This is a genomic window from Facklamia sp. P13055 (assembly GCF_050409445.1).
In the GTDB taxonomy this organism is placed as follows: Bacteria; Bacillota; Bacilli; order Lactobacillales; family Aerococcaceae; genus Facklamia.
Genome location: NZ_JBNUPL010000001.1, coordinates 19017 through 33889, shown reverse-complemented (window position 1 = coordinate 33889; position 14873 = coordinate 19017). Strand labels below are relative to the sequence as shown.

Genomic DNA, 14873 nt, shown 5'->3' with positions numbered 1-14873 from the left:
GGTCATTGCCCTTTCACTTATAATGAAGAAGACAAAAGGATATTTGAATTTTGTTATAAAACGATTCTTTTCAATAAATCGCTATAAAGGAGAAACTTATGACTTTACTAGAGCGTTATACTCAAGACCTCTTTCAAAAAAAAGTTTATGATTGTGATAATAAAGAACTATATACCGTATTAATGGAAGTGGTAAAAGATGAATCTCGCCGATTACCCTACCGAGATCAAGACCAAAAGCGAAAACTCTATTACTTTTCTGCAGAATTCTTAATTGGAAAAGTATTGAGTAACAATTTAATTAATTTAGGTATTTACAATCAAATTAATAACGAATTAATCGCTAACGGAAAGAACTTAATGGACATAGAACATGCTGAAAGAGAACCTTCCTTAGGAAACGGCGGCCTCGGTAGACTCGCTGCTTGTTTCGTCGATTCTATTACCAAGATGGGGATTAATGGTGATGGAATTGGCTTGAATTATCATTTTGGTTTATTCAAACAAGAGTTTTTTGATAATCAACAACACACCGTGCCAGATGCATGGTTAACTGGTCAAGACTGGATTAAAAAATCTCACCTGACTTTCGAAGTCCCCTATGCTTCTTTCACTCTAAAATCAACTCTGTATGACTTAGATGTTTTAGGTTATAAACAAACTCATCGTAATCGCTTGCGTCTATTTGATTTAGACACTGTCAATGAGTCTATTGTTTCTGAAGACTCAATTGATTTTGATAAGACAAATATTAAAGAAAACCTTACACTCTTCCTCTATCCTGATGATTCAGACCATGAAGGAAGATTGCTACGGATTTATCAACAATATTTTATGGTTTCAAATGGAGCGCAACTTGTTCTACATGAAGCTAAAGAAAAAGGTAGCAATTTACATGATTTAGCTGATTATGCCGTTATTCAAATCAATGATACCCATCCAAGCTTTATAATTCCTGAATTAGTGCGCCTTTTAATGAAGGAAGGCATTGACTTTGAAGAAGCCTATCAAATTGTGACTAAGATTACTGCTTTTACAAATCATACTATTTTAGCCGAAGCCTTAGAAACTTGGCCTTTCAATGATATTCAATTAATCATGCCAGAAATCGCCAATATTATTCAACGGCTCGACCAAGTGATTAGAAAACACTATCCCGATCAGGCTGAAGTTTGGATTATTGATAATTCAAATTATGTCCACATGGCTCATTTAGCCATTCACTTTGGTTTTTCTGTCAACGGTGTCGCAGAATTACATACTGAAATCTTAAAAACAACGGCTTTAAAACCTTTTTATGAGATCTATCCTGACAAGTTCCACAATATGACCAATGGCATCACCTTCCGCCGTTGGGTAATGGACGCTAACAAGGAACTTTCAGAATATCTAGACCTTAAAATCGGAACGCTTTGGCATAGAAATGCTGATCTTTCACAATTTATAGATTTTAAAGACGATGAGCGCACATTAAGTAAACTAAGAGCCATCAAACACAATAACAAGATGCGGTTGAAGAAAAGATTGCAAGACCGAATGAAGATTACAATTAATGAACACTCAATTATTGATATTCAAATCAAACGATTCCACGAATATAAACGACAACAGATGAATGCTTTATGGGTGATTCATAAATATTTAGATATTAAAAAGGGGAATATTCCTGAAACACCTATTACCGTTATTTTTGGAGGAAAAGCTGCACCCGCCTATACAATTGCACAAGATATTATTCATCTTATCTTAACTTTGTCACAATTGATTAGTTTAGATAAGGTGGTGGCTCCACACTTACAAGTAATAATGGTTGAAAATTATAATGTTACCAATGCTTCCTATCTTATTCCGGCAGCCGATATTTCTGAACAAATTTCCTTGGCTTCAAAAGAAGCTTCGGGTACAGGAAATATGAAATTTATGGCAAACGGTGCCCTAACGATTGGTACCTTAGATGGTGCTAATGTTGAAATTTTTGAAAAAGTTGGCCAAGATAATATCTATATTTTTGGAAAAGAAAGTCAGGAAATTATTCAACTCTATAAAAGTAATGGTTATTCATCCAATGAATATTATCAAAGAGAAACGATCAAACCTCTAGTAGACTTCATTGTTTCCCATGGTATGTTGTATTTTGGTAACGAAGAGCGTTTAAACCGTCTGCATCAGGAGTTAATTCATAAGGATTATTTTATGACTTTGATTGATTTAGAAGACTATATTGCAACTAAGGAACAGATGCTAAGAGACTATGAGGATATTGACACTTGGTATCAAAAATCAGTTGTTAATATTGCAAATTCTGGCTTCTTCTCAAGTGATCGGACCATTGGAGACTATAATGATGCCATTTGGCATTTGCCGGTCTCTTATGGTGATGAATAAATGAAAAGAGAGGGTGTTTTATCTATTATTAAACGGTAGCTCTCCTATCTAATTAATTGAATAAGACTATTTAAATAAATCTTTCTTAGCGCTGATCTTTTGATAATTCAATTAGGTAAAGACACTCGATAATATCATTCTACTCAATGTAACACCTACTAAATCAGAAATAACTTTAGAGAATGGATATTATTTACAATTAGTTTCAAAATATGCAAATATGCTATGAAGAAAGAATAGGAGAAAAGCTATTGCCTTTATTTAAATCTTTTTCTTATAAAATTTTTTATTCATAACTTAGTTCTATTTGCATAATTATTAAAAAATGTTTTCGTGATTTATGGAATGTAAGGAGACATATAATGAGAATTGAAATGAATACAATCCAGTCTTTAGTAAGAGATAATAAGTGGTTTATTTCACTCTTTATCGTCCTAATGATGCTAAGACTTTTTATCTTCAGTGTTTATAAAGTTGAAGGAGCTTCTATGATGAATACCTTTGAACAAAACGATATCGTTATAGGAAGTCAAATTACTAAGATTGACCGTTTTGATATAGTAGTATTTAACGTTCCGGAAAAAAAGAAAAAATATATTAAGAGAGTTATTGGCCTTCCGGGAGATACCATTGAATATATTGATAATATACTTTATATCAATGGTGAAAAAATTGATGAGCCCTATTTAACAGACCAAGTAACACAGGATCTTAAAGTTGATTCGATCCCAGAAGGTTACTTATATTGCTTAGGCGATAATCGTAAAAGTTCGGTAGATTCAAGAAAAATCGGTTTAATACCTGAAAAAAAACTACTTTCAGAAATTAAAATAATCCTCTTTCCTTTTGACAAACTAACTACCTTCTAACCGAAATATAATAATTATAATAAAGAGGAGTTTAAACGATCGTTTAAACTCCTCTTTAAAAATATTTATTTTTGATCATACAAGGCACTGCCCACTCGAATGTAAGTCGCTCCTTCTTCTAAGGCGATGCGATAGTCCCGTGACATCCCCATACTTAGCTCTCCACAAGGAGCCCATGGATAATTCTTGCCAAGTATTAATACTTGTAATTCTTTTAATTCGGCAAAATAATGATGAAGTTCCGTTTCGCTGGCATCAATCGGCGCCATCGTCATTAAACCGACTATTTCAATTTTGTTATAGTCTTTAATGGCTTCTACCGCCTCTATGACACGATCCGGATCAAATCCGCCTTTCGTCTCTTCACCTGAAACATTGACTTGTAGAAAGCATTTTACTGTCCGATCTGCTCTTTTTTGAATTTCTTTGGCTAATGATAATCGATCCAGTGAATGTAAATAATCGATCTGATTAATAATCAATTTCACTTGACGAGATTGGAGGTGACCAACAAAGTGCCAAGTAATTTCTGATGCAATATCATTCAAAGCTTCTAGTTTTGCTAAGAATTTATCCGAGCGATTTTCGCCCATATCTCGAACGCCTAAATTATATAACTCTCTCGTCGTTTCAGCATCCACAAATTTAGTGATCGCCACCATATGAGTCGGATAGGTCGAAATGTCTTCGAGTACACTTGCTAAATTGGTTGCTAATATTTTTTTATCCACGTGATTCCTCCTAAGAAAATAGATAATAGTTTTCAAAAAGCCATGTAGCTAAATTGAGTATTAAAGGAATGGTAACAAGTGAACACATTGTTGTCAGTAAAACAATTTTTGCTCCACTTAAATAATCACCACCTACAATTTGACTTAAAAGAGCTGTCATCATAGCAGAAGGTCCAGCTAGTATCATTACTAAAATAAAAAAACTTTCAAAGGTTAAACCAGGGATGAACAATAGCATAATCAAATTAATTAAAGGCCAAATAATAAGCTTTATGCTAGCTATTTTCCACAATTTCCAATCAAGATAGTCAGATAAAGTAGCAATGTCTTCAAAATAAGCACCTAGAATAATCATAGCAATCGGGGAATAAACCTGATTTAATTGATGAATCCCTTCGGATACAACCGATGGAACAGAGATCTTAAAAACTTGAATGACTACTCCTATCAGAAAAGCAAACAGAATTGGACGAGCAGAGAATGTTATTTTTGGTTCTTTTTCTTTGGCTCTAATCATTTTTAAACCAAGTGTCCAAGAAAAGAAATTTGTAACTAGAAATAAGCCTGTGGTAATCATGACATAGGAAGGTTCGAAAACTGCTAAGGTCAGAGGAATACCAATAAAACCAACATTACCAAAGACTGTTGCAAACTTGGATACCCCATCCTCATTTTTCCCAAAATACCAATGCCCTACGTAGATCCTCATTAACAGAAAAATAATATAAATAATCATTGCTAAGAAAAACTGAGTCATAAGGTCTTGCTGAATCGGCTTAAAAAAAGCTTCGATAATTATCAAAGGGGTCAAATATTTAACAATTACCGTATTCAATTGACTAATGGTCGTTTGCGTCAGAAGTTCTTTTTTAACTAAACTAAACCCAATCACCGCTATGGAAATCAGTATAATTAATTGCTTAAAAATGATGAGTGCTAAATCCATATCTCCCTCAATCTTTCATAACATTTTACTAGATATTATTATAACTCAACTTATCCCCTGAAGGAAGTTACCACCAATCAAGTAGGAGGCTAGTCAACTAATGGCTAGCCTCCTACTCAATTTATATCTAACTTATTATTCTTCGTCCATAACATCATGTAAAGCATCTGCCACAAATTGAACATTCGTTCCAATAATTACGTGGGCTGCATTTTCTCCCATGATCTTAACACCCGCAGCGCCAGAAGATTTTATTTTTTCTTGGTCAATTACTGAGGTGTCTTTAACATTCAAGCGAAGTCGTGTCGCGCAATTGGTAAAGTTTTCAATATTGTCTTTACCACCTAAAGCTTCAAGAATGCGGCGAGCTTGTTGGTATTCTTTTTCGGCTTTTGAATCCTTTAATTCTTTAGAATCCTTTTCAGGTAATGAACCTTTTCGCCCACTTCCAGCATCAAAGTCTAAAGACAAAGGACCTTTTCTTCCTGGTGAAGCAATATCCAATTTTTCAATTAAGAAAGAGAAGACCAAATAATATAGACCGGCGAAAACTAAGCCTTGTAATATTAACATAAAGGGCTTGTTCGCTATTGGAATTTGTGAAGATAAAATAAAGTCGATTGCTCCGGCAGAAAAGCCAAAACCAGCTGTCCATTGCATAAAGGCAGCAAATCCTAAAGATAGCATTGATAAAATAGCATGAGCAAAATAAAGAACTGGGGCTATAAACATAAACGAAAATTCAATGGGTTCAGTAACACCTGTAACAAAAGCTGTGACTGCGCCTGCTAAGTATAAGGACCCTACTTCTTTACGGTAGCGAGGATCAGCCTTACGATAGATCGCTAAACCAGCAGCTGGTAAACCAAACATCATAACCGGGAAGAAGCCAGCTTGATACATTCCTGTAACACCCTTTTCACCTACAGATGCCCAGAAATTACCGATATCATTAATACCTATTAAGTCGAACCAGAAAACAGCATTTAAAGCATGGTGTAAACCGGTAGGAATTAGTAGACGGTTGAAGAAACCATATAAGGCTGCTCCGAACCAGCCCATCCCTGAAATCCATTCTCCAAAGCCTACTAGCCCTTCATAAACAGGTGGCCAGATAAAATATAATAATCCTGAAACAAAAATCATAGCAATTGAAGTCAAAATGGGAACCATTCGACGCCCAGAGAAGAAAGCAAATGCATCAGGTAATCTAGTTTTTGAGAATTTATTATAAAGTGATGAAGCGGTAAGACCGGATATAATTCCGATAAAAGCATTATCTATTTTTTCAAAAGAATAGGATAATTCTTCTAAAGGAATATTGACAATATCTGTTAATTTATCCGGTTTCAGTAATGTAGTAACCATTAAAAATGCGACTAAACCTGATAAGGCACTTGACCCATCTCGATCGTTAGACATACCTAAAGCAACACCCAAAGCAAATAGAATGCCTAAATTACTGAGAATGGTATCTCCAGCAGTCATCAATAAAGCACTGAACTGGTTCCCACCTTGAGAGTCAATTGCATAGCCGATCCCTAGCATTAAGGCAGCAACAGGTAGTACCGCAACTGGTAACATTAATGAACGTCCCAGTCTTTGTAAATATGGATACATATTTTTCACTCCTTTTTATTTATCATATATAATATACCTCAATTTCGAAGCGTTTACAATCATAAATGTAAATTTACATTTTAGTGTGAACACTAAAAGGAGGTGTTGGGCTAATTTTTTTAACGATCTCTTCTAAAATCTAGCAAAAAAAGAAACGACAAACCAAAAGTTTGTCGTTTGAATGTTTATATTTAAGATTATGCTACAACTGACACATTACTAGCTTGTAAGCCACGTTCTCCTGATTCAACATCAAAAGTTACTTTTTGGCCCTCTTCTAAAGTCTTGAAGCCTTCGTTATTAATCGCTGAGAAATGCACGAATACATCTTCACCATTTTCTTGTTCAATAAAGCCAAAACCTTTTTCTGAGTTAAACCATTTTACTGTTCCATTATTCATAAATGAAATCCTCCTTGCGCTGAGCGCGATTTTTTTGCAGATGTTACATAAGATAAAGAAAAGGATTAATTATGATAATGAATTAAGCTTTTAAATATTTTATTACTCTCTACTCAATTAAGTATACTGTAATTAGTCATATTAGTCAATCACTACTATCCTTCATGCTTTATAATTCGAAAAACGAACTTATTTTAATAAATTTAAGTGTGCATCTACAGCAGTTTGTAAGAAGTCTAAGGTATCTTGAGGAGCTTTACCATCGTTCAATAAATTAGCTGAACTTGGTAACATAACCTCAGGTTGTCCCACTGTTGGCATATTTAAAAATGAAAGAATCTTAACCAAATCTTTATTGGCTATTGAGCCACCCATAGCAGAAATTGAATGGGACGCAATTAAAGCTGGTTTGCCATTCCATACAGATTGTCCCCATGGACGAGAAGCAACGTCTAATGCATTTTTTAATGCTGCTGAGATTGTACGGTTATGCTCTGGAGTTACGAATAAAATCAGATCTTGGCGTTTCACTGCTTCACGGAAATCAGTGTAGGCTTGTGGTGAATTTTCATCCAAATCTTGGTTATAAAGAGGTAAGTTTGCAATATCTAAAAACTCTACTTCTGTTCCCTCAGGGTATAAAGTCACAATATTATCTGCCCATTGTTTAGAAAAAGAATTTTTCCGAGTTGATCCTACAATTACACCTAGTTTAGTCATATTTAATCATCCTTTTTATATGTATTTGTTCTAGTAGTTATTTTACTGAACATATGTATTTTATCTCGAATTCGGAATAAAAGCAAGAGGAATAGTTAATTTTTTTATATTTTATTTCTCCCAATGTGAAAGATCTGGTAGCATTGGAACTACTTCTCTGCGAAAAAAAATACGTCCTGTTCTTCCAGAATATTGTCCAATTTGATAGTCTCTAAAGCTAGTAGTGGCTTTGAAGGCTGGCATTTGATAAAGTTGTTTCATATAGCGCCATAAATTAGGGTAATCGCGCAATGAATGATGGAATAAGCCATAGATTGGCATATAAAGTAAATCATGACGGATTAAAGGGGTATATAATATTAAATCGGCTTCAGTCAATTGATCACCTAATAAAAACTGATTCTCAGCGAAATGTTGATCTAACTCGGCTAATACTTTAAAGTAAGCCTCTGCATTTTGATCAAATTCTTCTTGAGAGCGAGTATATCCCGCACGATTTGCTCCTCCCAATACTTCATCAATTATTTTTTGGATCCAACTATCAATCTCTGATCTCAAATTTTCTGGATAAAGATCTGGAGCATTGTCAGCATGAAAAGGTTTAAAACGGGTTGTAAAGTCTCTTAAAATATCTAGTGACTCAGAGTTAACCACTGTCTTAGTTTTAATATCAATTAATGCAGGTACAGAAAAAGGACCCTCATATTCTGGATCAGTATTTTTATAAAGTTCCGAAACATATTCAACTTCTAAAATCGCATCTTTGCCTCCAGTTTCATTAGAAAAATCCCATACTTTACTAGTTTTTATTGGACTAGCGATAGCTAGACTAACTACTTTATCCAAACCTAGTAATCTTCTAGCAATATCAGCCCTTTGAGCATAAGGACATGGAAAACTAAACACAAGACGATAACGATTTGCTTCTACTGGATAAGCAAAATCTTCTTTATATACTTTTGGCATAAAATCACTCCTTTGTCTCATTATAGCAGTCTCTTACTCTTCTTTAGAATTTAATGCTCACTATTCGTAATTAAATTGGCAAGATTATAAATAAATTCTTTACAATCCATTGGATTATACTTGCTAGGCCCCTTGATTCTTTTACCAGCTTTCCGCATTTTGTCCTAAATGTCTTTTGAAGAAAAGATGTTCTCTATTATATTCAATATATAATCTGTCAGAATGATAATTCACGCGATATTTTGAAAATAATAAAGAAGTTATGCCATAATCTTGAGTAATTATAATATTAGCTTTTTAGCATTGGGAAAAAATAATTAATCGTATCTGCAGCTGCTTCAATATAGATGGTCTCTACCAAATCAAAAACAAATATTCTATTTGAAAAATAATCTATTGTCGTTATAACAAAGACCTTAATCTTATAAGCTGAGCTATTTGAATGGCTTCAGCCTTCACAGGACAAGCATCTATTAAAATCCTCATAACTCCTATTGTTTCAAAAACGGGTTGGGACAAAAGCCTTAAAGAAAGTCCGGTCAACGATACAATCGTTAATCGGACTTTTTCGGTCCTATAATCTACGTAAATACACAAAGCAGCGAGCCTAGTTTGGAAAGTAACTTTCCAATCTAGGCTCGCTGTAAGTTTTGAGGCGACTGAGAAAACCTTTTATCCTAGCCCCTTTATAATGAAGATTAATTAGTCTTCAAAAACAGTTTGTTCTGTAACTTCGGTAGTTAAAGCTTTCAAAGCTTTGTCTACTAAGTGAGTACGTAATTTGTATTCTTCTTCCATTGATAATGAAGGATTACCTAGTGGGTGAGGAATAGCAATTGCAGGAACGATACGGTTAGCACCTACTGTTAATGAGATAGGTGTTACAGTTGCCATATGTACTACAGGTAAACCTGTTTTTTCGATTTCTTTTACCATTGTTGCTCCGCAACGAGTACAAGTACCTCAAGTGGAGGTTAGAATAACTGCATCTACATTATGGTCTACTAAGTCCTTAGCAATTTCAGAAGCAAATGCTTTTGATGATGCAACTGAAGTACCATTACCTACAGTAGTATAGAAATAGTTATGTAATTCGCCAATTTCTCCATTACGTTCTTTTTCACGTAAAACATCCACTGGAATAACACGATCTGAATCTTGGTTAGCATAAACTGGGTCATAACCACCGTGAGCTGTTTCATATTCGCCTTCTTTAAGGTCTTCAACACCAGAAATGTCATAACGACCATATTTAGAAGCTGAAGAGGATTCAATATGGTCAGGGTTACCAAATGGAACAATACCACCTGAAGTAACAATCGCAATTTTAGCTTTGGTTAAGTCTTTAATTGCTTTTCCTGGTTCTACATTATCAAAATCAGGCATTGGGAATTCAGTAGTGAATTCTTCACCAGCTAATTTCTTAACTAACATATCCACTGCACGTTTAGAACCGCGATCTTCTGTAAAGAAGTTTTTACGGTGACGCTCAAAGTATTCGTCAGTAATTGGGTCTAATTCTTGGTCTGTCAAGATTTTGTTAACAACATTTGCAATTGCAGGAATTGCTTTACGCATTGTTGCAGCAGAGTTACCAGTCTTAACAATGTAAGGAACTTTCTTATACATGTCAACACCAGGGTTCTCTTCATACATACCGGCAACAGCTGGTACATTCAATTCTTGCATAACTGCAGTTGCAACAGCTCCAGCAGCTACACCGTATCGTCCAGCGTTAAATGCAGGTCCAGTGATTACTAAATCTGGTTCAAATGACTTAATCATTTCGATTACTTCATTAATAGCATCTGTATTTTCATTAAAGTATGAGTCACCACATACCACAGTTCCAACGATTTCTCCATTTTCAGCAATTGCACCATTGATTCCAACACCTGGTCCTACAACACCATCTTGTTTGAATGGTTTTGTATCAGCTTTTTCTTCTCCACCGATACCAGCGTAGAATTGATTAATGTAATGAACTACACGTTTTTTTGTCATGGTTTTACCTCCTTATTTAATAATTATACGCCACGAGCTGTGCGTTTGTTGAAGCCTAATTCGTTTGTAGCACCAGTAATTGCTTGAATTTCAACTTCAATTTCGCCATTTTCACGTAAGCTTCCGTCAAATCCGCCGGCAATTGTATCAACATAATCTAATGTTCCGATAACTTTATCCATTGGAGGTAAAACAACTACTTCATTGGCATTTCCACCTGTTACAACTGCGTTTGCAGATTTATCAGCGTCTGCTAATCCTTGAGAAGCTCCATCGCGTCCAGCGTACTCATCAGTAACAATTACTGTTTTAACGCCTTCAGCTTCAATCTTCTTAGTATTCATGATCAAGTCAGTATCAGGGTTACCGAATCCTTCTTGAGAAACAATTACACCATCTAAACCTAGGAATGAACATAATTTAGATGTCCAATCAGATGAACGTTTCTTATCATTTAAATATACAGCTTCGTTTGTGATGATAACTCCCATAAAGTTGATATCTTTACCATGACGCTCATAAAGATCCTCAATGATCGGATTGTTTAAGTGGTGGTAAGTAGTATTCTTATCACATGCAGACACACAGTTACCAGAAATAACTGCTCCATCCATTACTTCTGTAGGATATAAAATTGAAGGAACAATATGCTTAGCATCAGTTCCATAAACATAAGTATCATGTAATAACCCTTGAGTTTGTAACATGTATACATAACCAACTTTTGGAAGATCAGGATATTCTGAAATTTGTTCCAATAGTGGTTTTGTTTCATAAGTTACCACTTCGTCTGCTTCTGTTGCTGCAGCTAATGTTCCTAAATGCTTAGCAACCTTCAATCCAGCTTCACGAACTGCTTGCTCATAAGCGTATGTTTTTACACCTTCAGCTGGCTCAACCACTAAACAGATGTTGATTAATTGGGAGAATGGTGTTAATTCAGCACCAGGCCCTTGCATATCAACAATACCTTCTTGAAATCCTACAATTTTACCAACTGTAGCGACCGCACAACCTTTTAATACATGAGTACGGCCTTCCCCAACGCGATCAACTTTGCTGACTACACCTGGGAAAACTTCTGATGTTGAATCTACTTTACCACGTGGCTCAATAACATCTTTAATAGGTGTAATACGTACTGACTCACCAGGTTTTGCAATTTCGATTGAAACATTAGCAATATGATCGTCTTCTAAAACGATATTTTTAATTTCTTCTTCATTGATGTATAAAACATTGCCTTCTACTTTAGATGAATCTGCAAGTTTTACATCGTTAATTTGAATTTTACCTAATTCAAGTTTCATTCAATCACCTCTATTGTTATTTTCTAAATTCAGGAGTTAGTTAAAGCGTAATTCTGGTGAAAAATGAATACGCTGAAGGGTACTCTCCATTAAATCTAAATCGATCGTGGCAAAATCCTCCAAGACTGAATCTAGCCAATTTGGAGTTGCTCGGTCCTTGATGAATTTTTCATAAACTGCGATGGCTTGTTCAATTATCTCGAGACTTTCTAGATCGATTTGTGATTGTTTAGTAGTAGTGATAATTATTGATTTGTAGAAAGTTTCGTTCGGTTTGATTGAACCACTCAGTGGATGAGTCAACAACACATAATGTTCATTAATAACGAGCTTTTTAGTCTCATAAAGAACATCACCATAGTCCCCATCAATAAAAATGATTGGACATTGGTCGATAGTTTCATTCACTTTTGGATTATTCGATATGATTTTCATGGTTTCACCTCTAGACGCCAGTGCTTGCCATTTAACTAAGAACGATTACATCGGACTTTTCTAAATGTTAAGAACAAAGCCAAAACTTGGCCGCACTCTCCTTAGTTCTTGTGAACATTATAACAAAAACAAAAAAAATTTACAACAAAATTCCCCAATAAAGTATATTTTCCAAATGTGTTCTGTTTATAAAATCAATATAAAAATCACCTAAAACTCTAACAAGTTTAAAAAAATTTATTAGATTAGTGAACAATATATTGGAATAGATAACTTGTAAAATGTGAGTGATTTAGACTCTAATTTAACAATTGGAGTAAGTTATCTTCAAAAATTGCATAGCCTTCTTTCGTTAAGTGGATACCATCAATAGTATATCTATCCGAAATCTTACCGTTTGAGTCATAAACTCGTTCCCATGTTAATAATTTTATTTGAAATCTTTTTGATAGTTTTCTAAGTTCTTGATTTACCCAAGTGATTTTTTCTGGTTTTAGTCTTTCGGTTTCATCGGTTTGAATAATTTCAGAAAGGACTATTCTTATTTTAGGGTTCAATTCACTAATAAAAACTAATAATTGTGTCAAATAGGTAATAATAGACTCTTTTTTCATTTGATAATAAAGTTCATTAATTCCAAACATAATAAGAACTGCATCACTTTCAACTAATTCATTAGCAATTTTTTTAGCCATCTGCAGGCCCTCTTTAGCAATAATACCTTGTTTAGATACGTTAATAATCTTCCAGTCTCCCATACTTTCTTTCTTATAAAATGAGAGAATAGAATGTCCTAAAAATATAAGCTTTTTCATATTTCCTCCATTTTGAATTTCCTAAGTTACCGATTCATATAATCTTATTATAACATCATTATAATTTTGTGAACAAGATCACATGTTTATGGGTTTATTAGTATTATTTAACTTAAATTGTTAGAATTATAAATAATTATCCATTATAATTAATATCAGTTAGAAACATTAAGCTATCTTATTGTTTTAGAAAGAAGGTTTAATATGACTAAAAATAAATATTTGTATTTAACATTTGATTCTACAACTGATGCCATAGCTGCTGAAGCACAATTTAAAGCCGCTAATATTAAAGGTCGTCTGGTTATGATTCCTCGAGAACTTTCAGCAGGTTGTGGAATGTCTTGGAGATCTGAACCTCATTTAAAGGAAGTGTTACTAACGGTTGCTGAAAAAAATAATATAAATTTGAAACAAGTAGAAATCTTATAGCTTCAGATTTTTTACAAAGTATATCTATTTTCTAGTATCAGCTATTTATTCAGTTCTTATATCTGTTATAATTATGGGTGTAAATTGTTAATTAAGGAGAATGAACATGTTAAAAACGATTAAAATTAATTTTGAAACCATCGAATTAATGGACTTCTTTTGGCAAACAGCTGCTCGTCGTGAAAAATTAACCGATTCTTACTTTTTAGATATAGCCAATCGTCCAGAAATGGAAGTTATCTATACTGAGGGATTCGATTCAAACTCAGTAAGAAAAGTTTTATCGGCCGTTATTAACTATGAACCAGTCAATGAAGCAACTAAAAAAGAATTAGAATTCTATCAATCCAACAAATTCTTTGCTGATGATCCTGGAAATGTCGAACTTACCCTCCCTACTGTTAAAACTTTAAATGTCGATGAAATGAAAGAAACTTTTTCAGGAGACACAAAGTATGAAGAAGTAAAAATTAATTTTGTTCCTGCATACGACATCGTGGATCAAATTGATGGTGATACACTGACAATTAATTTCTTCAAACTTGGTATTGATTTCACAGATTTCGAAACGGTACTCATAGAAGGTAAAAAGCTTAAGGACTATTTAGAAGAAAAACTTAAAGAATTACTCGAATAAAGCTTAAACCTCATTTGAGGATAACTTAATCGAGACCCTGGCTTCAGTCTGGGAGACTGGGCTAAAAGTCCTCAATACAACATAAAAATCAGCGAGCCAGAGTGCTTAGGCTCGCTGATTTTTGCTGTTTTGATTAAAATAATAATTCTTGCATACTATACATAATAGTAATTAACAGCTAGGATGCCGATAAAAAGGGGCTTTTATGGATAAAAACTAAACCGTAGCTAAATATAATATTCTACTTCATTTAAACTTTGATATTCCTATGGATCAGGAAGCGCCATTAATCAGTCAGTACTTTCGTCTTAAATGACCACCATCTCTTCCAAGATAAAGTTTATTTACTGATGGCACGAAGCTAGAAGCCGATGCTGATTAGCATTCCTAACATTTACGCTCAATCCTAGTTTGATGCTGAGATAGTATTTGGTCGCAATTTTATTGTGCGAAGAATAAAGCTCAGGGGAGAAAAGGGATAAAAAATAACCGGAGTCTCCTTACAATAACTATGAATCTCACACAATCACCCCACTATTTACAAACTTCCCGACATTTTGGGCTTGTTATTCACTATTCTTATTCATTAAACGACAAAAACAG

Annotated in this window: 14 protein-coding genes; 4 read left to right on the top strand and 10 right to left on the bottom strand. The window is 34.2% G+C overall.

Annotated features, from left to right (window positions below; genetic code table 11):
• The first annotated feature begins 98 nt into the window (after positions 1–98).
• On the top strand, positions 99–2384 hold the full coding sequence (locus tag ACQV2O_RS00150) for a glycogen/starch/alpha-glucan phosphorylase (protein ID WP_428872830.1): 2286 nt from the start codon (positions 99–101) through the stop codon (positions 2382–2384).
• A 362-nt stretch (positions 2385–2746) separates the two neighbouring features.
• Entirely contained in the window at positions 2747–3253 is a 507-nt protein-coding gene (gene lepB / locus ACQV2O_RS00145) for a signal peptidase I (protein ID WP_428874632.1), read from the top strand.
• A 65-nt stretch (positions 3254–3318) separates the two neighbouring features.
• On the opposite strand, the gene ACQV2O_RS00140 is transcribed toward lepB, so the two are convergent.
• From ACQV2O_RS00140 to ACQV2O_RS00095, 10 genes are all read right to left on the bottom strand, one after another.
• Positions 3319–3972, bottom strand: coding sequence for a YggS family pyridoxal phosphate-dependent enzyme (locus ACQV2O_RS00140; protein ID WP_428874737.1), 654 nt, complete (start codon positions 3970–3972; stop codon positions 3319–3321).
• A gap of 22 nt (positions 3973–3994) precedes the next feature.
• A complete protein-coding gene (locus ACQV2O_RS00135; protein WP_428872826.1) occupies positions 3995–4930 on the bottom strand; it encodes an AEC family transporter in 936 nt (311 codons plus the stop codon).
• 135 nt (positions 4931–5065) lie between these two features.
• Positions 5066–6550 (bottom strand): N-acetylglucosamine-specific PTS transporter subunit IIBC, encoded by a 1485-nt coding sequence (gene nagE, locus ACQV2O_RS00130; RefSeq protein ID WP_428872824.1) that lies wholly within the window; start codon positions 6548–6550, stop codon positions 5066–5068.
• Positions 6551–6747: 197 nt separating this feature from the next.
• Complete coding sequence (locus ACQV2O_RS00125) at positions 6748–6951, bottom strand: cold-shock protein (protein WP_258435605.1); 204 nt, start codon at positions 6949–6951, stop codon at positions 6748–6750.
• A 189-nt stretch (positions 6952–7140) separates the two neighbouring features.
• Complete coding sequence (locus ACQV2O_RS00120) at positions 7141–7671, bottom strand: NADPH-dependent FMN reductase (protein WP_428872823.1); 531 nt, start codon at positions 7669–7671, stop codon at positions 7141–7143.
• A 111-nt stretch (positions 7672–7782) separates the two neighbouring features.
• Positions 7783–8637 carry a glutathione S-transferase C-terminal domain-containing protein gene (locus ACQV2O_RS00115; protein ID WP_428874631.1) on the bottom strand — a complete coding sequence of 285 codons (855 nt, stop codon included), beginning with the start codon at positions 8635–8637 and terminating at the stop codon, positions 7783–7785.
• Between the two features lie 702 nt (positions 8638–9339).
• On the bottom strand, positions 9340–10641 hold the full coding sequence (grdB, locus tag ACQV2O_RS00110; RefSeq protein WP_428874630.1) for a glycine reductase complex selenoprotein B: 1302 nt from the start codon (positions 10639–10641) through the stop codon (positions 9340–9342).
• A gap of 23 nt (positions 10642–10664) precedes the next feature.
• On the bottom strand, positions 10665–11951 hold the full coding sequence (locus ACQV2O_RS00105; RefSeq protein ID WP_428872819.1) for a glycine/sarcosine/betaine reductase component B subunit: 1287 nt from the start codon (positions 11949–11951) through the stop codon (positions 10665–10667).
• 36 nt (positions 11952–11987) lie between these two features.
• A complete protein-coding gene (locus ACQV2O_RS00100; protein ID WP_428872818.1) occupies positions 11988–12386 on the bottom strand; it encodes a GrdX family protein in 399 nt (132 codons plus the stop codon).
• A 299-nt stretch (positions 12387–12685) separates the two neighbouring features.
• On the bottom strand, positions 12686–13201 hold the full coding sequence (locus ACQV2O_RS00095) for an SGNH/GDSL hydrolase family protein (protein WP_428872816.1): 516 nt from the start codon (positions 13199–13201) through the stop codon (positions 12686–12688).
• 204 nt (positions 13202–13405) lie between these two features.
• Between ACQV2O_RS00095 and ACQV2O_RS00090 the strand changes: the two genes are divergently transcribed.
• Positions 13406–13633 (top strand): DUF3343 domain-containing protein, encoded by a 228-nt coding sequence (locus ACQV2O_RS00090; RefSeq protein ID WP_428872815.1) that lies wholly within the window; start codon positions 13406–13408, stop codon positions 13631–13633.
• 106 nt (positions 13634–13739) lie between these two features.
• The gene (locus ACQV2O_RS00085) at positions 13740–14270 is read left to right on the top strand and encodes a hypothetical protein (RefSeq protein ID WP_428872814.1); all 531 of its coding nucleotides are present in this window, start codon (positions 13740–13742) and stop codon (positions 14268–14270) included.
• The last annotated feature ends 603 nt before the right edge of the window (positions 14271–14873 follow it).